At 35.5% G+C, this 25718-nt stretch carries 29 protein-coding genes, 1 pseudogene and 1 riboswitch; of the genes and pseudogenes, 4 read left to right on the forward strand and 26 right to left on the reverse strand.

Annotated features, from left to right (window positions below):
• Window positions 1–2 precede the first annotated feature (2 nt).
• From der to MHH71_RS08055, 4 genes and pseudogenes are all read right to left on the reverse strand, one after another.
• On the reverse strand, window positions 3–1313 hold the full coding sequence (gene der / locus MHH71_RS08040) for a ribosome biogenesis GTPase Der (protein WP_003206531.1): 1311 nt from the start codon (window positions 1311–1313) through the stop codon (window positions 3–5).
• 124 nt (window positions 1314–1437) lie between these two features.
• Window positions 1438–1623: a capping complex subunit for YIEGIA gene (locus MHH71_RS08045; RefSeq protein WP_016114087.1), complete on the reverse strand. Its 186-nt coding sequence runs from the start codon at window positions 1621–1623 to the stop codon at window positions 1438–1440.
• On the reverse strand, window positions 1620–2513 hold the full coding sequence (locus tag MHH71_RS08050) for a YIEGIA family protein (protein ID WP_006094265.1): 894 nt from the start codon (window positions 2511–2513) through the stop codon (window positions 1620–1622). Before MHH71_RS08050 ends, MHH71_RS08045 begins: the two co-directional genes overlap by 4 nt.
• A pseudogene (locus MHH71_RS08055) lies at window positions 2506–3116 on the reverse strand (YphA family membrane protein). Before MHH71_RS08055 ends, MHH71_RS08050 begins: the two are co-directional and overlap by 8 nt.
• A 118-nt stretch (window positions 3117–3234) precedes the next feature.
• On the opposite strand from MHH71_RS08055, the gene MHH71_RS08060 reads away from it, so the two are divergent.
• On the forward strand, window positions 3235–3369 hold the full coding sequence (locus tag MHH71_RS08060; protein ID WP_003206535.1) for a YpzI family protein: 135 nt from the start codon (window positions 3235–3237) through the stop codon (window positions 3367–3369).
• Between the two features lie 53 nt (window positions 3370–3422).
• On the opposite strand, the gene MHH71_RS08065 is transcribed toward MHH71_RS08060, so the two are convergent.
• The 5 genes from MHH71_RS08065 to MHH71_RS08085 all read right to left on the reverse strand — a co-directional run bounded on the left by MHH71_RS08065 (window position 3423) and on the right by MHH71_RS08085 (window position 7391).
• The gene (locus tag MHH71_RS08065) at window positions 3423–3590 is read right to left on the reverse strand and encodes a helix-turn-helix transcriptional regulator (RefSeq protein WP_006094258.1); all 168 of its coding nucleotides are present in this window, start codon (window positions 3588–3590) and stop codon (window positions 3423–3425) included.
• Between the two features lie 250 nt (window positions 3591–3840).
• Entirely contained in the window at window positions 3841–4890 is a 1050-nt protein-coding gene (gene fni / locus MHH71_RS08070) for a type 2 isopentenyl-diphosphate Delta-isomerase (RefSeq protein WP_006094255.1), read from the reverse strand.
• 12 nt (window positions 4891–4902) lie between these two features.
• Window positions 4903–6051 (reverse strand): 30S ribosomal protein S1, encoded by a 1149-nt coding sequence (gene rpsA, locus MHH71_RS08075; RefSeq protein ID WP_006094253.1) that lies wholly within the window; start codon window positions 6049–6051, stop codon window positions 4903–4905.
• A 355-nt stretch (window positions 6052–6406) separates the two neighbouring features.
• On the reverse strand, window positions 6407–7084 hold the full coding sequence (gene cmk, locus MHH71_RS08080) for a (d)CMP kinase (protein ID WP_006094252.1): 678 nt from the start codon (window positions 7082–7084) through the stop codon (window positions 6407–6409).
• A 133-nt stretch (window positions 7085–7217) separates the two neighbouring features.
• On the reverse strand, window positions 7218–7391 hold the full coding sequence (locus MHH71_RS08085; RefSeq protein WP_003196311.1) for a DUF5359 family protein: 174 nt from the start codon (window positions 7389–7391) through the stop codon (window positions 7218–7220).
• 206 nt (window positions 7392–7597) lie between these two features.
• Here MHH71_RS08085 and MHH71_RS08090 point away from each other — a divergent pair, with 206 nt between their 5' ends.
• The gene (locus MHH71_RS08090; RefSeq protein ID WP_003196313.1) at window positions 7598–8572 is read left to right on the forward strand and encodes an asparaginase; all 975 of its coding nucleotides are present in this window, start codon (window positions 7598–7600) and stop codon (window positions 8570–8572) included.
• 28 nt (window positions 8573–8600) lie between these two features.
• Here MHH71_RS08090 and MHH71_RS08095 read toward each other — a convergent pair whose 3' ends face one another.
• From MHH71_RS08095 to MHH71_RS08150, 12 genes are all read right to left on the reverse strand, one after another.
• Window positions 8601–9584, reverse strand: coding sequence for a YpdA family putative bacillithiol disulfide reductase (locus MHH71_RS08095; RefSeq protein ID WP_006094250.1), 984 nt, complete (start codon window positions 9582–9584; stop codon window positions 8601–8603).
• 112 nt (window positions 9585–9696) lie between these two features.
• The gene (locus tag MHH71_RS08100) at window positions 9697–10227 is read right to left on the reverse strand and encodes a peptidoglycan recognition protein family protein (protein WP_003206547.1); all 531 of its coding nucleotides are present in this window, start codon (window positions 10225–10227) and stop codon (window positions 9697–9699) included.
• Between the two features lie 78 nt (window positions 10228–10305).
• Complete coding sequence (locus tag MHH71_RS08105) at window positions 10306–10542, reverse strand: DUF3961 domain-containing protein (RefSeq protein WP_026008432.1); 237 nt, start codon at window positions 10540–10542, stop codon at window positions 10306–10308.
• A 141-nt stretch (window positions 10543–10683) separates the two neighbouring features.
• Complete coding sequence (locus MHH71_RS08110) at window positions 10684–10905, reverse strand: hypothetical protein (protein WP_033798763.1); 222 nt, start codon at window positions 10903–10905, stop codon at window positions 10684–10686.
• Window positions 10906–11003: 98 nt separating this feature from the next.
• Window positions 11004–12287: an NAD-specific glutamate dehydrogenase gene (gene gudB, locus MHH71_RS08115; protein WP_003196304.1), complete on the reverse strand. Its 1284-nt coding sequence runs from the start codon at window positions 12285–12287 to the stop codon at window positions 11004–11006.
• A gap of 259 nt (window positions 12288–12546) precedes the next feature.
• Window positions 12547–13149, reverse strand: a complete 603-nt coding sequence (locus tag MHH71_RS08120; RefSeq protein ID WP_006094247.1) for a genetic competence negative regulator — start codon at window positions 13147–13149, stop codon at window positions 12547–12549.
• 77 nt (window positions 13150–13226) lie between these two features.
• Window positions 13227–14126 carry a MerR family transcriptional regulator gene (locus MHH71_RS08125; protein ID WP_003206552.1) on the reverse strand — a complete coding sequence of 300 codons (900 nt, stop codon included), beginning with the start codon at window positions 14124–14126 and terminating at the stop codon, window positions 13227–13229.
• Window positions 14127–14155: 29 nt separating this feature from the next.
• On the reverse strand, window positions 14156–14929 hold the full coding sequence (locus MHH71_RS08130; protein WP_006094245.1) for a metallophosphoesterase: 774 nt from the start codon (window positions 14927–14929) through the stop codon (window positions 14156–14158).
• A gap of 137 nt (window positions 14930–15066) precedes the next feature.
• Window positions 15067–15549 carry a LysM peptidoglycan-binding domain-containing protein gene (locus MHH71_RS08135; protein ID WP_006094243.1) on the reverse strand — a complete coding sequence of 161 codons (483 nt, stop codon included), beginning with the start codon at window positions 15547–15549 and terminating at the stop codon, window positions 15067–15069.
• Between the two features lie 22 nt (window positions 15550–15571).
• Window positions 15572–16135, reverse strand: a complete 564-nt coding sequence (locus MHH71_RS08140) for a CPBP family intramembrane glutamic endopeptidase (RefSeq protein WP_018780991.1) — start codon at window positions 16133–16135, stop codon at window positions 15572–15574.
• Window positions 16116–17663 carry a RecQ family ATP-dependent DNA helicase gene (locus MHH71_RS08145; RefSeq protein WP_078211421.1) on the reverse strand — a complete coding sequence of 516 codons (1548 nt, stop codon included), beginning with the start codon at window positions 17661–17663 and terminating at the stop codon, window positions 16116–16118. Before MHH71_RS08145 ends, MHH71_RS08140 begins: the two co-directional genes overlap by 20 nt.
• Window positions 17653–18714, reverse strand: coding sequence for a helix-turn-helix domain-containing protein (locus MHH71_RS08150; RefSeq protein WP_018764260.1), 1062 nt, complete (start codon window positions 18712–18714; stop codon window positions 17653–17655). The genes MHH71_RS08145 and MHH71_RS08150 overlap by 11 nt, the downstream gene beginning before the upstream one ends.
• A 319-nt stretch (window positions 18715–19033) precedes the next feature.
• Between MHH71_RS08150 and MHH71_RS08155 the strand changes: the two genes are divergently transcribed.
• Window positions 19034–19282: a ferredoxin gene (locus MHH71_RS08155; RefSeq protein WP_003206564.1), complete on the forward strand. Its 249-nt coding sequence runs from the start codon at window positions 19034–19036 to the stop codon at window positions 19280–19282.
• Between the two features lie 117 nt (window positions 19283–19399).
• Here MHH71_RS08155 and MHH71_RS08160 read toward each other — a convergent pair whose 3' ends face one another.
• A complete protein-coding gene (locus MHH71_RS08160; protein WP_033796014.1) occupies window positions 19400–19978 on the reverse strand; it encodes an ECF transporter S component in 579 nt (192 codons plus the stop codon).
• 163 nt (window positions 19979–20141) lie between these two features.
• Window positions 20142–20279: riboswitch (FMN riboswitch) on the reverse strand.
• Window positions 20280–20545: 266 nt separating this feature from the next.
• On the opposite strand from MHH71_RS08160, the gene MHH71_RS08165 reads away from it, so the two are divergent.
• Complete coding sequence (locus tag MHH71_RS08165) at window positions 20546–21229, forward strand: hypothetical protein (protein WP_003206567.1); 684 nt, start codon at window positions 20546–20548, stop codon at window positions 21227–21229.
• 29 nt (window positions 21230–21258) lie between these two features.
• Here the strand turns inward: MHH71_RS08165 and MHH71_RS08170 are convergent, their stop codons facing one another.
• The 4 genes from MHH71_RS08170 to resD all read right to left on the reverse strand — a co-directional run bounded on the left by MHH71_RS08170 (window position 21259) and on the right by resD (window position 25437).
• Entirely contained in the window at window positions 21259–21873 is a 615-nt protein-coding gene (locus tag MHH71_RS08170; RefSeq protein ID WP_033798762.1) for a peptidoglycan DD-metalloendopeptidase family protein, read from the reverse strand.
• A gap of 83 nt (window positions 21874–21956) precedes the next feature.
• Window positions 21957–22529 (reverse strand): cob(I)yrinic acid a,c-diamide adenosyltransferase, encoded by a 573-nt coding sequence (locus tag MHH71_RS08175; protein WP_006094234.1) that lies wholly within the window; start codon window positions 22527–22529, stop codon window positions 21957–21959.
• Between the two features lie 416 nt (window positions 22530–22945).
• Window positions 22946–24721, reverse strand: coding sequence for an ATP-binding protein (locus MHH71_RS08180; RefSeq protein ID WP_003206574.1), 1776 nt, complete (start codon window positions 24719–24721; stop codon window positions 22946–22948).
• The gene (resD, locus tag MHH71_RS08185) at window positions 24721–25437 is read right to left on the reverse strand and encodes a DNA-binding response regulator ResD (RefSeq protein ID WP_033799630.1); all 717 of its coding nucleotides are present in this window, start codon (window positions 25435–25437) and stop codon (window positions 24721–24723) included. The genes MHH71_RS08180 and resD overlap by 1 nt, the downstream gene beginning before the upstream one ends.
• Window positions 25438–25718: the final 281 nt, after the last annotated feature.

The raw sequence follows: 25718 nt of genomic DNA on the forward strand, positions 1-25718 counted from the left end.
CATTAGTCTCTTGCTCTAGAAATAATTCGAATTGGCGTTCCTACGAAGCCAAACGACTCACGCAAACGATTCTTTAAGAAGCGCTCATATGAAAAGTGCATTAATTCTGGATCATTTACAAATACAACAAATGTTGGTGGTTTCACCGCGACTTGCGTTGCGTAGAAGATTTTCAAACGTTGTCCATTATGCGTTGGTGTTGGATTCATTGCAACAGCATCCATAATCACGTCGTTTAATACGTTTGTTTGTACACGAATACTATGACTTTCATTAACTTCATTAATAACTGGTAATAATGTCTGTGTACGTTTTTTCGTTTTCGCAGATAAGAATACAATCGGTGCATAATCCAAGAATTGGAAATGCGCACGAATATTTTCTTCAAATGCTTTCATTGTCTTTTCATCTTTTTTAACTGCATCCCATTTATTCACAACAATAATTACTGCTCTTCCTGAGTCATGTGCATAACCAGCAATTTTTTTATCTTGTTCAATAATTCCTTCTTCACCATCTAAAACGACTAAAACAACGTCAGATCGTTCAATCGCTCTCAATGCACGAAGTACACTATACTTTTCAGTACTCTCGTATACTTTCCCTTTTTTACGCATCCCCGCTGTATCAATAATAACGTAATCTTGACCATCTTTACTATATGGTGTATCAACAGCATCACGGGTCGTTCCTGCTACGTTACTTACAATTACACGCTCTTGACCAAGCAATGCATTTACAAGTGATGATTTCCCTACATTTGGACGCCCAATTAATGAGAAACGAATTGTTTCGTCATCATATGCCTCTTCTTCAATCTTAGGGAAATGCTTTGCTGCTTCGTCTAATAAATCACCTAAACCTAATCCGTGTGTACCTGAAATTGGGAATGGCTCACCAAATCCTAATGCATAGAAATCATAAATATCATTACGCATCTCTGGATTATCAACCTTATTCACCGCTAGTACAACCGGCTTTTTAGAACGATATAAAATCTTTGCTACTTCTTCATCTGCAGCTGTTACACCATCACGGCCATTTGTCATAAAAATGATAACATCCGCTTCATCAATCGCAACTTCTGCTTGTTGACGAATTTGTGTCAAAAACGGCTCGTCTCCAATATCAATTCCACCTGTATCAATAATGTTAAATTCATGATTTAACCATTCTCCCGCACTATAAATACGATCTCGCGTTACGCCTGGGATATCTTCTACAATTGAAACTCTCTCTCCAACAATTCTATTGAAAATAGTAGATTTCCCTACGTTCGGGCGTCCTACTATTGCCACTACTGGTTTCGGCATATAATTTCATCCTTTCAACTTGCTTCTGTTTATTATGTAAAAAACCCTTCTTTGTGCAAGAAGGGATTTGCATTCCAGAATATTTCTCATCGTATCAAAACATCTCATATTATAGCACACGTTACTAATGTTTCACAATAATATATACATTCTCTTGTAAGCGGTGTGCGATACCGTCTAAAATCGCTTCTAAATTATTTGCTACAAATTCCATTTCTTCTTTTGAGTCACAAGTAAATAAAGGTGCCCCCCCAGCAAACTTTTCTGGCGTCGTTGTAATTACAGCAAGAATATAGCTTTCTAACATCATCGTATATCTCCCCTTCCTTTTGGGGCCTCTGATGACATATGAACCGCACTTTCTAATGTTGGTACATTCCCTATTACTGCAATCGCTTTTTTTACATCTTGATCTTGCGGGAGTACAAATACCCCTACTCTTCCATCTTCTAAATCGCGCTTAGCTAAGGGGACTAACGCCGGGGTTCCAGAATCTCTAAATATGCCTAATGCAACCGATACATCATGTAAGATTGCTTGTCGTTGTCCAAGATTGGAAATTGTTATTCTTGCGTCAATAGACTTAGGCTTTAGAATAAAACCCATTCCATACTTCATAATTTCTTCTTGCCTTGCGGGCAATCCAATATTCATAATATAAATATTATCAATATATAGTCCTGCTCCCTCAAAGCGGAGAGGGACATGCTCAATGTCTACAAGATCACATAACCTTTTACCAGACATCAATATTTTGGCAATAAAGAATCCCGCTGTGCCAGCAACTACACCAGCTATCCACGAATGAAACCCTATATATGTAAATGTTGTCACAAATGCTGTTAACATCGCTAAATAGTTGCGACTTTCAAATACAAGAGCTATTCCCTCAATATATGTGTTTCCACGCGGTACAAGCTCATACCCATCTAATTGCTGCAGTGTATTCCTTTCCATATTTCGAACATCTCGAAATTGAGACGCAGCTAATGTTAAGAAAGTAATCGCTGAAAAATCCTTCTTCAAAATGGATGGAATAGCAATTGCTCCTAAAGCTGCTGCAATTAATCCCATAGCAATGTGAATGATTTTTCCATGTAAACGTGTCGGATACTGCCTCGTATCTGTACGAAGCATCAAAATTCGCGTTACTGTTCCAGCAATGACGCCACATAAAATGGCTGGTGTATATTCAGTCATGTATTACCCTTGCCTTTCTTTTACATGTTTTTTTCTAAATTGTCCTCTATACGCCGATAATTTTGCGATATAAGACATCATCATAACCAGTAGTGTAGAAACAGCAATGATATCAAAGAATGTCAAACCACCAAATTCGTATGGAAAATGAAGCCTGCGAAAAATAAATGTTACCAATATTTCTCCTTGTAGTGCTCCGGCATATAAAGAACATAGACGCAATAAACGATCTCGATGTAATAAAATTGATGCATATACAAGAGCACCGCTTAACATAAAAATCCGATCAATAACAATCCAAATCGGATCATACACCTCTAATAAATGAAAGCTTGTATATAGCATAGCAATGATAAGTGCCGACAATAAGGCATACATTTTTTTCCACACAGAATATAGAGCAATCCCCAAAAAGGAAATAATACCGAGTATAAGAGCGTTTAATGATACAGTGAAAGAAGCAATAGATACCGTTATCTGTGAACAAATAATAAATATTAATATAGCAGCACTAACTTTCCAACGAATTTCATCTTTTTTCAAAAAAAACGTTGTAACAACCCAGCCCACCCACGCTAAAAAATAAAAATAACTTCCATCCATATTTTCTCCTCCTATCATTTCCATTATGGGAACTTTTTATGAAAACTAATCCTTTTCTTCTTTTTGCATATTTTTTCTTATAACAGCAACACTTTCTATTAAGGAGGTGTAGATAACGATGGGAAAAGACCGCCAAGAAAAGAAACTAAAACAATCGCGCCGTGTCGAGTCTGACCGCGACCAATCGCTGCAATATCCTGGAGCAACTGGGCTTGATACACCAGAGCAAGCTCGCAAGCAAAATCAGCATTAAACAAAATGAAAAAACAGCCGACATCGGCTGTTTTTTCATTTTCCCACAATTCATTATGTTATTAATCCATGCTCCAACGCTTTCTTTATTGCTTCTACACGATTAGAAACTTGGAGCTTAGTATATATATTAATAATGTGTGTTTTAACCGTTGAAATTGAAATAAAGAGTTTCTCACCAATCTCTTTATTTATCGCTCCAGTAGCTAGAACAATTAACACCTCTAATTCTCTCTGACTTAGCACTGTATTTGTTACTTTTTCACTTTTAAAGATAGTGCTTTAAAAGTTTCATAGCACTTCGTTACTTTATCCACTTCAATAATCTTATTCATTTCATCTTCCCCTTTCCTCTTCATTGTACGAGGCGGGTACATAAAAAAAATCAACCGAACGGTTGATTCTTTCGGTTGATTTTTTATTCTTATCTTATTCTGATTTATAAATAACCTGCAAAAAAACTTAAAAAACATTACCTATTGCTATAGCACGTCGTATCAATCCCACGTTGCGATAACCAATGATACGTGTCACCCTTCACAATAAGCGGCACTCGCTGAAGCTCAGAGAGTGTTCTCGCTCCAAGAGCCGTCATTATAAATTGTAAATCCGTATGTAAAAGTTCTATTTCATCCATTAATTTCTGGGTACCATCATTCATCAATATACGTAAAAAATACCCAGCAAAAGCAGTCGCCCGTGCCCCTAATGCAATTGCTTTTGCTACATCAAGCGCAGTTTGTATACCGCCAGATGCAATAAGAGAGAGGTTTTTATTTGTAGAGGATGCTTCTATGATCGAAGCTACCGTCTGAATGCCCCAATCATTAAAATAAGAAAGCATTCGCTTCCTTCGCTCATTTTCAACTGCAGCAAAATTTGTGCCACCATAACCACCAACATCTACAGCCGTAACACCAACATTAGTTAGCTGCTGTACCGTTTCTTTACTCATACCAAAACCTACTTCTTTTACTATAACTGGAACCGGAGAACTTGTAACAATTTGTTCAATCCGCTCTAATACGCCTGTAAAATCCCGATCACCTTCTGGCATCGTTAGTTCTTGAATGACATTCAAATGAATTTGCAAAGCATTCGCTTCAATCATATCAACCGCTCGTTTTGCCTGTTCAACGCTCGCTTCACTACCCAAATTTGCAAAAACGATTCCATTTGGATTTACCTTTCGAACAATTCGATAAGAAGATGCTTCTTTTTCATCTTTTAACGCAGCCATTTGAGAACCGACAGCCATCGCAAGGTTATGCTGCTTAGCCACGTGTGCTAACTGTTCATTAATATGTAATGTGTGATCTCCACCACCACCAGTCATCGCATTGATAAAAATCGGCGAACTTAATGAAAGTTCGCCGATTTCCGTTTCAAATGTAATGCTTTCATAACTTGAATTTGGCAAGCTTTGATGGACAAAAGCAATGTCATGAAAGCCATGTATACGAGACTGTCCGGTGGAAAGAGCGTATTCAATATGTTCTAATTTTCGTTTTGCCCTTACCACTTGTACCCCTCTTTATTTCTTTAATTTTTTCAGTTGTTCACCAATAATATCACTAAATTGGAAAGTTGCAGACTCAGAAGTCGGCTCATATTGGCTATAATCTTCTGTTTCATTATTTTCTTCAACAGCTTCTTTTATACTTAAAGAAATACGTTTTTCTGCTGCATGTACTTCAAGTACTTTCACTTTCACTTCTTGTCCCATTTCTAATACTTCATTTGGATTTTTCACGTGACGATTTGCAATTTGCGATACATGCACAAGTCCTTCTACACCTGGTAAAATTTCAACGAAAGCACCAAATGTAACAATTCGTTTCACTATACCTTCTCGAATATCACCCGCTTTAACTTCAGCAGAAACGTTTTCCCAAGGTCCTGGCTGAGCCGCTTTAATCGATAAAGAAATACGCTGCGTATCTGCATCAACCGATAATACTTTGACTTTTACACTTTGTCCTTGTGTTAACACATCAGAAGGCTGTTCAACGCGGTCATGAGAAATTTGTGAAATGTGTACTAAACCATCTACATTACCAACATTCACAAAAGCACCAAAGTCAGTTAATCGTTGAACTGTACCTTCCACAACGTCTCCTTCTTTTAAAGAAGAAATCGCTTCTTTTTTCTTTGATTCTAATTCCTGTTCTACAACTGCTTTATGTGAAAGAATAACACGATTTTTTTCACGATCTAATTCAACAATTTTCACCGCTAATGTTTTTCCTTTATAATCAGTAAAATCTTCTACATAGTGCATTTCTACAAGTGAAGCTGGAATAAATCCACGGACACCAAGATCCACAACTAAACCACCATTCACAATATCTTTTACAGTAACATCAAAAACTTCACCTGAAGTGAATTTTTCTTGCAACTCTACCCATGCTTTTTCTGCATCAACAGCACGTTTCGATAATACAAGATCATCATCTTCTAATTTAATAACTTTTAATTCAAGATTTTGATCTAATTTTACAACATCGCTCGCTTTTTCAATATGAACGTTAGCTAATTCACTAATCGGAATAACGCCATCTGTTTTGTATCCAACATTTACAAGAACTTGTTTTTCTTCAACCTTTGTTACAGAACCTGTAACAACGTCACCCACTTGTAATGCTTTTGAATCCACAACTTCTTCATTCATTTTTTCTACCATGGAAATACCTCCCTACAGAATTGACAAAGCTTTTTTATGTATATACGAAATGAAAACAAATGTTTTCATTTGCATGTTATAAGAAATTTTTAGCATATACTCGCTTCCAATACATACAACAACCTATTTTTTGCTATACACTTCATAGAAGATATAGAAGCCTATATAAATAGTATACAGCAAAATCTCCTTGAATAAAGTATGTTTTAAAATATAATAGCGAATATATTCTGACAGTTTCTCTTCTTTTACTAACTTCTTACAAATTGACTTATTTGTCAAGGGAAGTGTTTCACTATTCTCTGTTATATTAATATTTTTAAAATAAAAAAAAGAAAGAGGATTCCCTCTTTCTTTATTTTGCAAACGCTCCAGAAACAATATCCATGATTTTTTGGACAACTTCTTCAATTGATAAAGAAGTTGTGTCTAACTCCAATGCATCATCCGCTTTTTTTAACGGAGAAACTTCGCGCTCTGAATCTAATTTATCACGCTTGGCAATTTCTTTTTTCAATTGCTCCAAACTAGAAGCGAAGCCTTTCTTCGCATTTTCAAGGTGTCTACGCTCCGCTCTCTCTTGAACAGAAGCAAGCATAAAAATCTTCACTTCCGCATTAGGTAGCACATGCGTACCAATATCACGACCATCCATTACCACCCCGCCCTTTTCTGCTAGAGCTTGTTGGCGGCGCACCATCTCTTCGCGAACAAGACGATGCTTGGCAACAATTGATACGCGATTTGTTACATTCGGTGTACGAATCGCTTCAGATACATCCTTGCCGTTTAAGAAAACTAGTTGTGTATTTTCACCTTGCTGAAAATCAATATTCACATTTTTTAAAACTTCCATTAAACTTTCTTCATTTTCAATATCTACATTTTGTTCCAGAGCAGCGTATGTAAGCGTACGATACATTGCACCTGTGTCAATATAGACATAAGAAAGTTCTTTCGCAACAACCTTTGCAACTGTGCTTTTTCCAGCAGCTGCTGGACCATCTATCGCAATTGAAATTCGTTTATCCACTGTAACACCTCATTTTTTTCACTTATAAAACAAAATGAAAAGCAGGTACAAATCCCCTGCTTCTCTACGCTTGTTTCATACCGATTAAACCCTCAATTATTGTAGCACAATCCTTACTAGAAGAAAATGAAAACTACTTATTGACTTGTAAAATATCAGTTATATTTTCACTTGTAACTCCTTCATAATAAACGATTTTTGATAAATATTTCACTGTGGATTCTTGCATGAAAAGCAATTGAATAATGCAGAGACAAATAAATTGAATCAATAATATACGAATTAAAGCTCCCTCAATTTTTTTCAAAGAAATATCCTCTTTTCATTTTTCTCACTCATTCTAACAACTCACGATAAAAAAATTAAGAATCCATTCCCTTCAATTATTTCCAAAATAAAGTAGTCAACTTTATTTTCATTTCTAATACAAACTTTTATACATTTCCATTGTCGAATCTAGTAAAAACATGGTATGTTCTAAATGTATTTTTTGACTAGAAAGGGGTATAAGCATTGAAAAAAATCCTAGTTTTACACACAGGTGGAACAATCGCAATGGAAGAAGATAAAGAAACTGGGGTTGTACAACCAGGGGAACAAAATCCTCTTTTAAAATTCATTCCAAATTTAGCGGATGATATTGATTTAATCGTTGAAGATGTCTTTCATCTTCCATCTCCTCATATGACTCCTAGCGAGATGTTACAATTACAAATCATCATTGACGAAAGAGTAAAACATGAAGATATCCATGGCGTTGTCATTACACATGGTACAGATACATTAGAGGAAACTGCATACTTTTTAGATTTAACTGTACAAGCGAACATTCCAATCGTTGTAACAGGTGCAATGCGCTCTAGCAATGAATTGGGTGCTGACGGTTTATATAACTTTTTATCAGCTGTAAAGGTTGCAAGTAGCAGCGAAGCGCTTGGAAAAGGTGTTCTTGTCGTGTTAAACGACGAAATTCACTGTGCAACAAATGTAACAAAAACACATACAAGTAATGTTGCAACATTCCAAAGCCCTCAATACGGACCAATCGGTATGGTGACAAAACGCGGCGTTGTCTTCCATCACGCTCTCGTAAATCATGAAACATACATGATTGGGCAAATTTCTAAAAATGTTGTTGTGTTAAAGGCATACGCTGGTATGGATGATACATTATTAGCAGCAATTGAAAACCTACCGGTCGATGGGATTGTAATCGAAGCACTCGGTCAAGGTAATTTACCACCACGAACGCTTTCTAGTTTACAACGCTTAATAATTAAAGGGATTCCAATTGTTCTCGTTTCTCGCTGCTTTAATGGAATTGTCCAAGACGTATATTCCTATGAGGGTGGAGGAAAACAATTAAAAGATATGGGAATTGTTTTCACATACGGTTTAAATGCCCAAAAAGCTCGTATTAAACTACTTGTTGCTTTAGAATGTACTCATTCTCAAGATAAAATCCAACAAATGTTTATGCACGATTAAAAAATAAGCTGTCGAAAAATTCGACAGCTTATTTTTGTTCTCTTGATACAACTGTTTGTGTAATTGCTCCACCATGAAATCTTCCATTCTCAATAAAAATTTCATTCGCATTATTTCCAGCTGCAATAACACCCGCAATAAAGATATTCTCCACATTCGTTTCCATTGTTTCTTCTGTAAATATCGGACGCCCTGTTTCTTTATCAATTTCTACTCCCATTTTTGTTAGGAAACTATGATCCGGGTGGTATCCCGTCATCGCAAATACAAAGTCATTTTGAATTGTAAATAACTCTCCGTTGCTTGTATACGTAAGCGTATGTTCGGTAATTTCTTTTACGTGAGCATGAAACTGCATTTGAATCGTACCATTACGTACTAACGCTTCAAATTCAGGTAAAATCCACGGCTTAATACTCTGCGAATATTCTCCCCCGCGATATAACACCGTTACACGTGCTCCAGCTTTTACAAGTTCTAGCGCAGCATCTACACTTGAATTTTTCCCTCCTATTACAACTACATCTCTGTCAAAATAAGGATGTCCCTCTTTAAAATAATGAGATACTTTCTCCAATTTTTCTCCAGGAACGTTCATATAGTTTGGATTATCATAATATCCCGTTGCCACTACGATATATTTCGCAGCGTATGTTTCCGTATTTCCATCACGCTTCGTCGTACTTACTCTAAAGAAGTTCCCATCCTTTTGCACTTGTTCTACGCGTTCAAATGCATTTACTCGCACACCTTTACGCTTTACCACTTCACGATAGTACGCAAGCGCTTGATTACGAACTGGTTTGCGGCTTTCTGTAATAAAAGCAACATCACCAATCTCTAACTTTTCACTAGAGGAAAAAAACGTTTGATGAGTCGGATAATGATAAATCGCATTCACAATATTTCCTTTTTCAATTACTAGTGGATTGATTCCCTGTTGCTGCAGTGAAATCGCTGCTGCTAATCCACACGGTCCGCCCCCGATTATAATAGCTGTTTCTTTTTGCATACTCGGTTCACTCCTAGTCTTCTGCCTCAATCTCTATTTATTACAAAACAAGAAAAAACCTACTTTCAGCAGTAGGCACCTATCTTTATTGTATTCATTTTTCATATATTTGTCATCTAAACGATACGTACATTCGATAGACGTCCGCTAAAAATTGCCTAAATCGTATTCCTTGTTGTCCCAATACATTTTCTGGATCAATCTTCCTCGTAGGATCAAGTGTTTTATGAGATACAATATCCTTTTTAGGATTTAAATTGAATGTATGACATAAATAAGCATGGTACCATGTAAACCGCGTGTAAGAATCCCAAAAGTTAACATTACCTCCATAACACATTTCAACACCAATTGCTGCTTTGTTCGCATCATAACCAAACAAATCATTGTCTGTTGGTACATTATATCTTACATGATACGCTACCTCATCAATTGGGATAATTTCTAAAATGGTTGTATCATCTACAAAGGTATGCGCCGATGCTTTCGGTTGTATTTCGTTAAAGTAATCTCGATTTCCTATCGCATTGCTGCCAGGATTCCCCGTATCATGGCTTACAATGAACCTCACCTTCGAAAGGCGGATTCCTGGTCGGGAGCTTCCGTACCCAATATAATTTCGCTCTATAGGGAACATCACCATGTCTATCAACTCCGCTCTAGAAAATTACCTTTCTTCTTTATATATGTATTCAACCTCGATATCTATATAGCACATTTCTTACACAAAGAGAAAATCAAAAATATTCGAAGTAAATACCATAAATAATAAAATACTTACAGCCGTTCCATAAAACCCATAAAACCAAACACAGTCTTCTTTTGTATCTAAACCGAAAAATTTATTTACGGATTGTAACAAAGAGGAACGTTTTACATGTTTTTTTCGTAAAACCTCTACCCGTTCCATAACATCTGTTGGCATCATAAATCTTTGGTCTGCTGTCATTTTCATTATTAATCTCTCCTTATCTTGTTTCCGTTTTGTTTATCTAAAGAGAGTATAGCACAAACGTTCTGTTGGAACAAGTGTTCTTTTTTTATTTTTTGTAATCGATCATCCACTTTTAACAATATTACACCTATTAACAGTAATTATTTAACCGAACCACTTTAAAAGTAATATTATAATTCCCCAGACGATAGCTATCACTGGCCCAACAATACATACTCCAAACAACAAAGACATAATTCCTTCTCCAAATATTTGCAGTACACTCGCCCTTTCACTAGAATTCCTTTTCTTTAACCTTTCTTCTAAATATACGATTCTCTTTTCCAATTCATCCACTCGCTCACTCACATCAATCTTCGTTTGCAATTTTATCTCCACCTTTTCTATGATCCTTATTATGTACTTCAATAAAAAAACGTGGTTTCCTTGAAGGAAACCACGTTCTCTCTAAACTCTTTATTCTATTATACCCAGCCTCTAAAACGGCTAGCTTCTGCCATTTTACGTACACCAACCATATAGGCTGCTAAACGCATGTTCACTTTACGAACTTGTGATGTTTCGTAAATAGAATCGAATGATCTTACCATTACTTTTTCTAAACGTTGTTCTACTTCTTCTTCTGACCAGTAGTAACCTTGGTTATTTTGCACCCATTCGAAGTAAGATACAGTAACACCACCAGCACTTGCTAATACATCAGGAACAAGTAAAATACCGCGTTCTGTTAAAATTTTAGTTGCTTCTAATGTAGTTGGACCATTTGCTGCTTCTACAACAATTTTCGCTTTAATATCCGCAGCATTCTCTTCTGTAATTTGGTTCTCGATTGCAGCTGGAACTAAAATATCACAATCAAGTTCTAATAGCTCTTTGTTTGAAATTGTATTGTTGAACAATTTCGTTACTGTTCCGAAGCTGTCACGACGATCTAGTAAGTAGTCGATATCCAATCCATTTGGATCATGTAGTGCACCGTAAGCATCAGAAATCGCAATTACTTTTGCACCAGCATCATGCATAAATTTAGCTAAGAAGCTACCAGCGTTCCCAAACCCTTGGACAACAACGCGAGCGCCTTTAATATCAATACCGCGTTTTTTCGCAGCTTCGCGAATACAGATTGTTACACCTTTTGCAGTTGCTGTTTCACGTCCATGAGATCCACCTAATACAAGCGGTTTCCCTGTAATAAATCCAGGCGAATTAAATTCATCAATGCGGCTATATTCATCCATCATCCATGCCATAATTTGTGAGTTTGTAAATACATCTGGAGCAGGAATATCTTTTGTTGGACCAACAATTTGGCTAATTGCTCGTACATATCCACGGCTTAATCTTTCTAATTCACGGAAAGACATTTCACGTGGATCACAAATGATACCACCTTTACCTCCACCATATGGTAAATCAACAATACCACATTTTAAACTCATCCAAATAGAAAGTGCTTTCACTTCGTTTTCTGTTACGTTTGGATGGAAGCGAATTCCACCTTTCGTTGGACCAACAGCATCATTGTGCTGTGCGCGATATCCTGTAAATATTTTAACAGTCCCGTCATCCATACGAACTGGAATTTTCACTGTCATCATACGAATTGGTTCTTTCAGTAATTCATATACCTCGTTTGGATAACCCAACTTTTCTAGGGCTTCGTTAATAACAATTTGTGTTGAATTCAACAATTCAAAATGTTGCTCCCTTTGTTGTGTTTGTGTTTGAGCTCCCTTTTCGGCTACCATAGTAAGTAAACCCCCTGTAATTTCACTTGTTTAGTAAACCTTCATTGCCTAGTATACACCGTTAAATTTGGAATGCAATAGAAAACGCTAACAAATGTATACAAACTATTCTTTATTGCAAGCGTTTTCACTATTATTATAGTCCTTTTATCGCTTTTAGAAAAGTAAAATACTTAAATATTTAAATGTTTTTTATATCACAATGTATTTTAGTCTATCTAATATCGCAAAATACTAACAAAACCTCAAGCTATTTCTACTAGCTGAGGTTTTGTTTTAAGACAAAATACTTGTATATTTGCTGAATTGCTTGAGAATCCATTAATTCTTTTCCATATTCCATAATACGATAAATTGTTGCTGTAGAAGAATTACCGTATTCTGCTAAAATCGCAATAATATCTGCCTTTAATAATGGTGTTTCTTCTTCCATCCAAAGATAAAAACGCCCATCCCATGTGTAGAGTTTCCCTCCGGTTACACCGAGATTATACAAACGATTTGCCAACGTAATCACATCTTCAAACGTTGCAAATTCATACAATATATGTTCACTCTCATCTAGAGTTACTTGCATCTCGATAAACTCATCACGAAACTCATCTTCTGTATCGGTTTCGTGATTTTCTTTTGTGACAATTACAACCATTCCTTGTGCTTGTAAAGAAAAAACTTCAACCGCAATTGGACCATCCGCTTCAAATCCAAGTTCTTTATTTGCTTCTTGCATCATATCGCGAAATAACTGTTGCACTTTCGGAGCATTTTTCCATAAATCCTCCTTCGTCAATCCTCGCTCAGATAAATCATCAAATGTTAGGAAAATTTTGATTTTATTATAATTTAAACGTTCCAGCCTCATCTTGTAACCTCCCTACGTAACCGCTGTATCTAATTTTTATTATATGAAATAGAAAATAGATGGTTCTTTTCGAACAACTATTCCGACGTATTTAACCATTTATCCCATTCTTTTTTTGTATCACCAATGAACACATTTTGAAGTCCAATCTTGTCTTCATCTGAAACAAACTGACTTGCAAATCCAACAAGCCCTATGCAGATCTTTGAATTCTGACTTTGCAACTTCTTAATCAAATTTAGTGCGCCTTTCAAATATCGCTCTTTTGAACATGATATAAACACATATTTGGGTGCAAATTGCTTAATAACTGTATGAATCTCATCTTCCTCTAAGCCTGTCCCAAAATATGTTGCTTGATAGCCTTTCAAACGTAAATATATTGTGAAAACAAAAAGGTTTAATGTATTCAATTCTCCTGGTGCGCATATAGCCAAAGCTTTTGGCAAAATAAAATTAGTATGCGTATTATGATAAATCATTCCAATGCGTGAACATAAAAATGAATCTATATACCGCTCTTGTACAGCTGTTATCTCATCATTTCTCCGCATAGTCTCCAATTTATCAATAATCTTAACAAATATATGAGTGATTACTTTTTCTGTTGTATAAATAACAAATGCCTCGTTTAATAATTCACGGGCATGCTTTTCATCAAATTTTAACAAATAATGAAGGATATCGTCTACTAAAAACACTTCTGTACTGTATGCTACTTCAACTAAATTGTGATTTTGCAATCGATTGCTCTCTAATAACTGGACTGCTTGACCAATCGTAAATCCTTCATTCACTTTATACATTAACCATTTTAAAATTCTCACATGCTCTTCTGTATATAGGCGATGCCCAGCATCATTGCGCTTTGGAGCAATAATATGATATCGTCTCTCCCAAGCCCGCAGCGTACTCGGCTGAATTCCAAGCATATTCGAAACAGCTTTTATATTATATTTCCCTTTTAAAGTTGGCATGTTTTTCCCACCTTTAAACCGAACATCTCTTATTTTTTTCCTTGCAACGTAATTAAGTGCGTTTGGGCTGGAGCTCGAAAACGTAGTGGTATCAATGTCGTTCCATACCCATTACTCACAAATAAAGTTGTATTCGGATACTTATATACGCCGCCTTTTAGATATCGTTTAAAATGAAATAGACGAATTTGTCCCCCATGGGTATGACCACTTAATACGAGGGAAATTTGTTCTTGTCCAGACATTTTGTTTACAATAACAGGATTGTGACTAATAAGAATACGAAAGCCATTTTCTTGACAATCTGCTAGTGCCAAGTCTAAACGATCCCGTTCTAATCCAACATCATCCACCCCTAATAAGCAAAGCTTGTCGCCAGAATCTGATTCAAACAGCACTCTTGTATTATCTAAAATTTTCACACCATGTTCTAGTAATAACGCATCTAGTTCATGATAGTCAATTTCATAATCATTATTTCCCCATACAAAATATATAGGACCAATTTTACTTAATGTTTGAACATTAGCAGCAATTTGTGATAACGATACACCTTTCTCAGCTAAATCACCGCCAATAATAACAAAATCAGCTTTTCCTTTTACATTTTCAATTAAAGAAGGCGAAACAATTCTCCTATGAATATCTGAAATGAAAAATATCCTGACCTTTCCAAAGCTTTCCGGGAAATTTACAAATGATAAAGTGTGTTCTAACAATGTATTACGCAATGCTTCTCTATACATCATAAAAAGACAAATAAAGCCAATACATATGAACGTGCCACCTAAAATCCACAACATATATTTTTCTCAACTTCCCTCTCAACAAAATGTAATTTTATCAAGCTATATTGCAATAAAGATGAATAAAATCTCATCCGATACAAAAGACTTCATTCACCTTTTCAATCACTCATATAACCATTATTTTACAGCTACTATTCCTTCTCCGTTTTCTTTTTGACAGGAATTTTCAATTCTTTTCCCACTTCTAACTGATTGTCTTGTAAATTGTTATAGCGTTTAATGATTGTAGCCCCATCTTCATTGGGAAAATACTGTTTCCCAATACTTTCAAATGTCTCACCTGCTTTTACAATATGCGTTTCAAATTTTTCTGGCTGCTTCTTTTTTCCTTCACCATGTTTATTTGAATCGAAAAAAATCACTTCAAACGCATTTGTTCCAGGGACATCATTCTCTTTTGCACTTTTTACTTCGATATACTTATCCGTATACCATAAAATACTAAGTGGTAACAAAATAAATAAAAATGTTAAAACTCGAACAAAAAAGTGGTTAATCTTAAATTTAGATTTTTTCTTTTCTTTATTTCTATGAACCTCACTTCGCGGCGGTAAACCTTCTTCTGTTTGCTCTTCTTCCAATTCTTCTTCAAAATCGGGAATTTGTTTCCTCATGCTGTTCACCACCACCTTTCATTTATTTTCTTAATTGAAGTCCCATTATAAAATCAACAAGAAAGTGTGCAAAAATTGTTATAAACAAATTTCCTGTCCATTGAAACACATATCCAAATACAAAACTAATCATACATACAAAGCAAAATAAGAATGGCTTCATCACATATCGAATATGTAAAACAGCAAAAATAAGGCTAGCAATTACAAGTCCGAAATGCGTCTGTAACACACCCCGAAATAAAAATTCTTCAGCAAATCCAATAACAAACGTAATAACTAATAATTGTATAACAGAAATCCCTTGGAACATCCGCTCATTAATTCCACCATCATCAAACCACGATTCTGGGAACACTTGCATTGCAATATAATCAAATAAGATGACACCACCCGCAACTCCACTACCTATTATAAGGATGGAAACAGGTTCCCATTTCCACAAATCATAAAATTCATTCCTATTTGGAAATAATATATAGGCTAATGCGCAGCCAACACCTATAATTATTAATTGTGTTATATAGAGGTTAAGCCGTATTTCTTTCGGACCTATGTCTTCAATACTACGCCTTTGAATGTCCATCATTCCTCCGTTCTCTCATACCAAAGAGCAATTGTAACTCCGCTTCCCAATTATAGTCGAAAATTGATTGTCTTGCTCGTCTTTTTTTATAATCTTCTTTGGAAATACCGCAGTAGTCACAGCAGTTTTTTACCTCAGCTTCCTTCTTATATCCAAATTGATGTAGCATTTGTTCCCGTCTACAGCCTTTAAACTGGAGCCACGATTTCATATTTTCTAATTGCCTATATTTATTCCGAAGACGCTCGTCCACTTCTAACATCAATTTTTTCATTTTCTCATCTGACAAGGATTCCATAATGAGCTTCTTCTGTTGTATGATTTTCATCTTTTCTAAATGATAACGTACAAAACGCCAATGCTGCTCACTAAACCTTGCGGCATTATAACAAATTTCTTCCACATCTTCCATTGGCAATACTTTCGTTTGGAACATCTTCTCTTGTAGTAAGGAAAATAAAAATTGAATTTGCTGTTTATTTGGTAATTCATCCTCAATGATAGAAACTGGTAGATCATGATCCAATGGACTACAAAGTAGAATCGCAATACTCATCTCTCCATCTCTTCCCGCTCTACCGATTTCTTGTAAATAAGAAGCAATATTTGCTGGATAATGAAAATGAATAATATATCTTGTATTCGGCTTGTTTACCCCCATACCAAATGCACTTGTACATATAACAAGCTGCAGTTGATCATTCATAAATTGTTGCTGAATTAACATCCGCTCTTCATGTTCCATTCCACCATGATAAAATGCAACATCTGCTATACCTTTACTCCTTAAATATTCTGTCAGGCGCTCCGTCCAAGCCCTGCTAGAACAATAAATAATTCCTGGTCCTTGTAAATAAGTAACTTGCGTGAGAAGCGCTTCCTTTTTTTCTTCTATTGTTTGTACAAATTGTACTTCCATTGCAATATTTGGACGATCAATCGAATACACATGCTCTGCTACATTCGTAAGTTTTAAACTTTTTATAATATCTTGTAATACTTCTTTTGTTGCAGTAGCTGTTAATGCTAATACCGGAGGATGTCCAATAGCCGCTATAACTTGATCTAATTTTTTATAGTCTGTTCGAAAATCGTAACCCCATTGCGAAATACAATGTGCTTCATCAACGACAAATAGCGAAATATGAATCTTTTTTAGTTCTCTTATTATTGCTTCAGTTTGCAGCATTTCAGGCGAGACAAAGACAAATTTATAAGAAGATAATCTTTTTATCGCTTCTTTTTTCTCAGTTAATGTACGGAAACTATTAAACGCAATCACACGATCCTTTACTATATATTTAAGCTGCGCTACCTGATCTTCCATTAAGGATAGTAATGGAGAAACAATCAGTACTGTTCCATCTCTCATAAGACCTGGAAGTTGATAGCACATTGATTTTCCTCTTCCAGTTGGAAGCATCGCCACAACATCTTTTCCTTGCAACAAATCCACAATAACATCTTTCTGTCCTTGACGAAATTCGTTATAACCAAACCACTTATACAGATAATCCTCAAGTCTCATTTACACCCTCCATCTGTGCTAACACAAGACGAATTTCAAAATAAGAAACTGTTTCTCCTACCGCTTGCTTTAATACACGCAACTTACGTGTTTGTAATGTTTCAATAATGCGCTGCACATGCTTAATTTTATTTTTCCCCATGAACATTTCAATAGAAAAATCTCGTTCGCGTAATGCAATTTCAACAAAATGATCCTCTATTGTTGCAACCTTTAAATTTCTAATCGTTGCAATTTCATCTAAAGAGAGCCCTTGTCTCCAAAGCTGATATGTTTTCTGCGTGGATAAACTAAACAAATCTGCCCTTTCATTCGGATAAGAAATAATTTTTGTTAATAACGGAAACTCTTTTTCATTCTCTCGAACAGATTGAATAAAGAAATGAATGGTACCCCAAAATAAGAGATAGATGCGAAATACATCTTGGTTTGTAATTTCTGCAAGTTGTTTTAATGTATATCCAATCCGTTCATACCCAGTTAGTCGATATGTAAAAATCGTTGCTTCTATTGGCAAAGTATCTTTCAACAGCATATGTATCTCTTTCCACAAACCTGCCGCAAGTTCACTTCTTGTATACGGTATCCCGATGAGGAACTGCTTGACCCACATCATGATCTCTGTATCTTGTTGAATAGGAATAAATTTCGCATTTTGCTGTTGTAAATTTGACACAGTTTGAATAATTAATGAAAGTCGTTTCCAAAAAAGCTCGCCAAGATCACCATAGTGTAAACCATGTAAATACTGTGGAAAAGAAAGTGTTTTTTTCCAAGTTTCCAGTTGTTCCTTTCCAGCATCAGTTAAAATGTACGTATTTTCATGTACATTCTGAATCCATTCTTTATGCAATACATGTTCAATTTCCTGATCATAATCAGAACGTTGTAATGATTTGTATATTCCAAACAGAAAAGAAATGTGAAATATATTTCCGTCTTGTAGTGTTTGTGAAGAACGTTTTCCTTTTAAAAGGTGATAAATGGAAGAAACAGTTCGTTCACCATTTAATTGTTTTATGCAATATAGTAAAGTATATTGTAACTGCATCACCGCTTCCACCTTTCAATTACATTTATCCCGCTATTTGCTGACAGTAAAAGCCCGATTGGTGAAAGCTTTCTATCGATAGCGATGAAGAGAACCCCACTGATAGAAGTTTCACTTTATATTTTCTATTGTATCAAACTGTACAGCATTTAGGCATTTTGAAAATCTTGTGAAATAAATCAAAAATAAGTTGACACTCTAATTGATAAGCATTATCATTATAATTTTATGTTGAAAAGTTTGAAAAACCGTTTTACAATAAGGTTATAATTTTTATAGCGAATATTTTCACATACATATTATCAGGAGGGAAAAGAATATGGCAAAATATACAATTGTTGATAAAGACACTTGCATCGCATGCGGAGCTTGCGGAGCTGCTGCACCAGACATTTATGATTACGATGATGAAGGTATTGCATTTGTAACATTAGATGATAACCAAGGTATCGTTGAAATTCCAGATGTATTAATTGACGACATGATGGACGCATTTGAAGGTTGTCCAACTGACTCAATTAAAGTTGCTGACGAATCATTCGATGGCGACGCTTTAAAATTCGAATAGTCTTTTTATTAACTTCAAAAAATCCCCCTCATTTTATGAGGGGGATTTTTTGTTATTCATCTAACTTACAATTTAAAAAGCCATCAGCGATATTCTCTCCTCTGATGGCCAAAATTTCTATGCATTTTTCATTTTTGCAAATACCCATACTTTTAAACGTGAAAACAGCGCTACAAACACAACTGTTACAACAATTCCTTTAATTAAATTAAATGGTAGAATTGCCGCTACAATCATTTGTCGCATACCACTGCTAGACATAGCAGGCTGATTTAAAAACCAAGTGTACGCTGGTAAAATAATGAAATAATTTAACACACTCATAATGATAGACATAGCAACCGTTCCTAACATTAACCCTGTTGTTAAACTTTTTACTGTGCGATGCTTACGAAATAAGAATGCCGCTGGACCAATAAATAGACATCCCGCAATGAAATTAGCTACCTCTCCAACCGGAACTCCGGTTAAACTTCCTTGAATCCCATAGTGAAGGATATTTTTTATCCCTTCTACAACTACACCTGCAATCGGACTAAAAATAATCGCTGCAATTAAAGCTGGCACATCACTAAAGTCAATTTTTAAAAATGGCGGAAGTCCTGGAAATGGAAAATCCAACATCATAAGCAAATACGCAATACTACTAAGCATCGCTACACTCACCATTTGTACTACACTGTTTTTTTGTTTCATCATTCTCTCTCCTTTTCCATCGATCATCTCATGGAAAGTGGAAAGGTTCTGCTATGCCTATTTTTTCATGATACGAAAAAACCCTTTGTGGTTTACACAAAGGGAGAATTTTTAGGCACATCAAACAGACGTTCAAAGAGCTATCTTTTTTGAACGCTTGAACCTCCATCTTCTCCCATCCAGACTGTACTGTCGGCTTTGGAATCTCACCAAATCCTGCCTTAACGGCTCGCGGGCTTAGAACGAAAAGCAACTGTTCATCACCGCCGGTCGGGATTTTCACCCTGCCCCGAAGATAGACCGATATTCTATTTTCTTCACCATTATACAACAACATCATACAGTTGTGAATAAAAATGTTTATAACTTACGAATAGTAAGCATCGTTCTATATAAGATTTGTCTTATTAATACTCAATAAAAAAGCTATCGAATTATTTGACAACACAATCCATATTTTTTACAATCTGACTTTTTCCTGCGTAATTCCCTAGTCATTCATACAGAAAAGTGATAAGATGTTGAATTGTTAAGATAAGAGCATTTTCTTAATACGGAGGAAATGTCATGAAGAAAGAAAAAAGACACTCTATTCAAGAAACGATGAAAAAAAACTTAAGAAAAGAATACTTTTATTTAAAAAAGGAATTACTTTTCTACTGTCCAATTGATTTAGGCACATTTTCAAGAGAAACATACTATGCTACTTTTGACAAAGAAGGAATTAGTGTATATCAGTATGATAAAACAACAGAAAGTAAACTAAAGCTACGCGAGCGTCACCTGTGGAAAAGTTGGGATAAAGTGAAAATTGATCACTATTTAACAACATCACAATTTGTTTTCCAAGGAAAACGAAATTGGATTCTCTCTCTCTTTCATAAAGGGAAAGAGGCCCAAAAAATAATTAAAGAACATACTTCTTTACAAACAGAAGTTGTTTCCCGATCCTTTTTGAAAAAGCTTCCTGGTTTTCGTTCCAATACAACTTTAAACAAATATATAGGCAGCATTTGTTATACAGCACTTATTGCATTTTTATTAAAGTGGATAATTCCATTTCAAGTACAAGTTGCCTTGTATTCGTTTTCTATCGGCTGTATGCTCCTTGGTCTACTTTGCTTTACAATTGGACTAATCGAACCAACCATTGTATTATTTCGAACGAAGGAAAAAACAAGGACAAAGGTCTTTTATTATTATAGCTATTTAGCCATTTCTGGATTTATATGTGTCTTTATTTTTTGGTAAAAAAAGAGCTAGTCCTACTAGCCCTTTTTTTAATTCATATATAATTTTTGATTTGGATAAATTCGATCTTGTTGTAATGCATTTTTTACTTTTATCTCATGAACAGTCATGCCAAACTTACGGGCAATACTGACCAATGTATCCCCTTTTTGCACAATATACATCGATGATGAAACCACTTGATCCCTTTCTCCATTTAAAACAAACAATGGATTCATTGCATTTCTTTTCCCAAATGTCCAAGCACCTTTATGAACTTCTAAGTGCAGATGTGCACCTCGTGATTCACCTGTGTTTCCCACTTCACCAATTACCTCACCTCTTGTAATATGATTCCCTTGAAATACATATCTCTTATTTAGATGGGCGTAAACGGCCTCATATTCTCCATGCTTAATAAACACTACATTTCCATAACTATTTGAAAAATAGGATTTTGTCACCGTTCCACCTCGAATAGCGGCAATCGGTGTTCCGATTGGAGCAGCTATATCAATACCATAGTGTTTTCCATTTCTTGTTCCAAAATAGTCACTAATTCTTCCATCTACCGGCCATGTCCATCGTCCGTCCTCAGCATAAGCATATAATTGAGAACTAAAAAACAATCCAAAGACAAGTATCCCGACTTTTAAGCCTTTCATATACATCCTCCGTTTTTTAATAACCGCCACACTTTCTCTATTGTGGTATATTACGGAAAAAAGTATACAAAAAAGAAAGTGAATTACTCCACTTCCTTTTTACGAAAACCAATTGCACTTCGTTTATATTCAACATCTTTCACCATAAGGCGAGCATTTATCACCCTAGCTATTGCGAATAAATAATCAGATAATCGATTGACATATCGTAATACAACTTCATTTATTTCCTCTTGCTTTCCTAATGATACAATATAGCGCTCAGCTCTCCGCGTTACCGTACGTGCAACATGGGTCACCGCAGATGCTGGGCTCCCGCCAGGTAAAATAAAACACTCTAATGGTGGCGCTTCTTCTATGTAGTGATCAATTCGTCCTTCTAAATATATGACCATTTCTTCTGTTACTTTATAAGGTAATTTTTGCTGCACAATTGCTAAATCTCCACCGCAATCAAACAATTCATGCTGAATCTTTTCAAGCTCCTCATGTATGTCTTGAAAGCATTCTTCTTGAAGCATAGTCATCGCATATCCAATATGAGAATTCGCCTCATCAATTGTTCCATATGCTTCTACACGAATATGATCTTTATCAACTCGTCCACCTATAATACTCGTTTGTCCTTTATCTCCTGTTTTCGTATATAGTTTCAAATATTCTACACCTCTCTTTTAAATTTTTATTCATTACACGATCCATCAAATGTAAGTATACATTGAAAAAAACGACTTAAACCTTTCTTTTTTTGATGGGAGAGAGCATCCGACCATGCGTAGAAACGGTCAGTACCTTTTAGCCCCATGCCATGTGAGAACAGAAGGAGAAAATGAGCGGAGACCTTCTTTTATTTTCATAGCCGTGACTTATATGCCAGCAAATCAACATGGATTTATTCTTTCCTTAGTCTAAGCTTCTTGTCTTTCAATCAACTTTCATAGAGAGACTACCATCTACAAATAGTACAATAAAACAAAAAGCTCTAATATTCTTCATTCCATTGAGAAAATATTATAAACTCAAAAAGAATAAAAAATACTAGAACTTCAGTATTGACTCACAACAATATCACTTATATTGATTGACCTGGTAAATATACAGAGAATATTGTTCCTTCTCCAACGACACTTGATATAGAAACTTTACCATTATGCCCTTGTACAATGTTTTTAGCAATTGCAAGCCCTAAACCAGTACCACCTGTTTTCCCACGTGTTCTTGCTTTATCAGCTTTATAAAAACGATCAAACAAGAACGGAATGTCTTCTTCAGGAATACCAGCACCTGAATCTTGCACTTCAAACATGAGTCCATTATTTTTCGTATCAATAATAAGCTCAACATGACCACCTGCATTTGTATGCCTGATTGCATTGTCAATTAAGTTCGTTAATACTTGCTCCATACGATCTGGATCAAACGAATGTTGCTCAATTGGATTACGGAAATCAACTGTTAACCGCACATTTTTTTCTTTTGCAATCCCTTGAAATTTGCGTCCAATCTTCTCAACAAATGGATGAATATCCACTTCAGATATATGCAATTCAACATGACCACTTTCCATACGCGCTAAATCTAAAAGCTCATTCACAAGGCGACCTAAACGAACTGACTCATCATAAATAATTTGTACAAATTCATTTATTTCTTCTTTTGTTTGAACAATATCATCCAAGATTGCCTCACTATACCCTTGGAGCATAACCATCGGTGTGCGCAATTCATGAGACACATTCGCAATAAAATCTTGACGCATTTTTTCAAGGCGACGTTCTTCTGTCATATCACGAAGCACCGCCACAGCACCGCGAATTTTTGTTTGATTATATAGCGGCGTCATAAGGACAACGTAGTTACCCTTTTGTAAATTAATTTCAATGACTTGCTGTTGCTCACTTTCTACTACAAGATGAAACAACTCAACAAGTTCCGGCGGTAAATTCCTACTTAATTCCAACTCTTTTTCTTCTTGCCAAACTTGTAAAAAATGCTCCGCCGGTGGATTGATAACAACAACCTCACACTCTTGATTTAGCGTTACAACCCCATCTGCCATACTGCTTAAAATACTAGAAAGTTGTTCTTTTTCTTGCTGTAGTGCATTAATATTAAACTTTAATTGTTTTCCCATTTGATTTAACGCCGTTGCTAGCTCTCCTATTTCGTCTTGCGAAACCATAGGTGCTTTCGTATCAAATTTCCCGCGCGCTACTTCAAAGGCCACTTCACGCATTTTACGAAGTGGAGCTGTAATTCGTGTCGATAAGAAAAATGCAAAGAACGTTGTTAAAATAATCGCAATTCCCGCTGATAAAAAAATAAAATCTGTCGCTTTTTCCATACCTTGTTTTGGAACTTGCAATGATTGATACACAAACACCGCACTATGATTTGATGATTGCAGCGGCTTGCCAACAATCATAATATCATTTTCAGAGTTCTTCTTCGTTTTGTCATCAGACACTTTTTTTATTTTTTCTTTATTTTCTTTTTTATCTATAAAAACAGCTGCTAAATCTTTATCCTTTTTCAGATCTTCTATTGTAAGATCTACCAATCCTTCTTGTTTCGGTGAAGAAGAAACTTCATGATCCCCTTTTACAATAATAATTCGTGAGAGCGGATCAGCAAACTTATACGCGATATTCTCAATCGTTTTTTCGTCTGCACCTTCTTCAATTAATTCCGAAACACTTGTCGCTACTTTTGTAAGCCTGTTTTCACTCATTTCAATATAGTAATTATCAAAAAACTGCGAAAGCAAAATGGCAACAAAGCCAAGAACAAATGAAACAAGAAGCAATATGGTCATCCATAGCTTTCCTACTACACTTCTCCAAAGCATCAGTCGTTCACAACCTCAAACTTATAACCAACACCCCATACAGTTACGATCATCTTCGCTGCATCAGCTGATTTTTTACTTAATTTTTCACGTAAACGCTTTACGTGCGTATCTACTGTACGCAGGTCTCCAAAGAATTCATATTGCCATACCTCTTTTAATAATTGCTCACGATCAAATACTTTATCAGGAGCCTTTGCTAAAAATAGTAACAATTCATATTCCTTTGGTGTTAAATTGACTTCATCACCATCAGCAGTAACGCGATGCGCATCGTTATCAATTGTTAAATGCGGGAATACAATAATATCTTTTGTTATTGTATCTTGTGTAAAGAATGTTGTTGTCACAGAACGTCGCAAGACCGCTTTTACACGAAGGACTACTTCACGTGGACTAAACGGCTTTACGATATAATCATCCGAGCCAACTTCAAATCCTTGCACCCTGTTTACTTCTTCACCTTTAGCTGTCAGCATAATAATTGGTGTTGCTTTTTTCTCACGAATTCCTTTACATACTTCAATCCCATCTTTTCCAGGCATCATGATGTCTAATAAGATTAAATCATAATCATTTTGCAATGCTTTTTCTAAAGCTGTATCACCATTATCAGCCTCATCAATCGTATATTGTTCTCTTTCTAAATACATTTTTAATAAACGGCGAATACGATCTTCATCATCTACAATTAAAATTCTTGGTTCATTTTCCATTGCTTCCCGCTGCCCGTAAAAAAACATGACAACGGTTCACACCTACCTTTCTATGATGTAATACGATTTTTACTCTTATCTCATAATAGATAATTCTAAAATGTTAGTCTTCCACCTTAGACATTATACTTCACAAGAATAATAAAATTTGTTCATTTCTTTTCCAAAAATATGTATTTTTCTTGAACAGGACATTTAGGCCCCGACATCATTTTACAAAATCAGCCTTTATTTTGCCATGTTTTTCTCAAAAAAGAAAAGAAATTGGCAAAAATAAAATA

The sequence above is a fragment of the Bacillus sp. FSL H8-0534 genome (assembly GCF_038005885.1).
GTDB lineage: Bacteria > Bacillota > Bacilli > Bacillales > Bacillaceae_G > Bacillus_A > Bacillus_A pseudomycoides.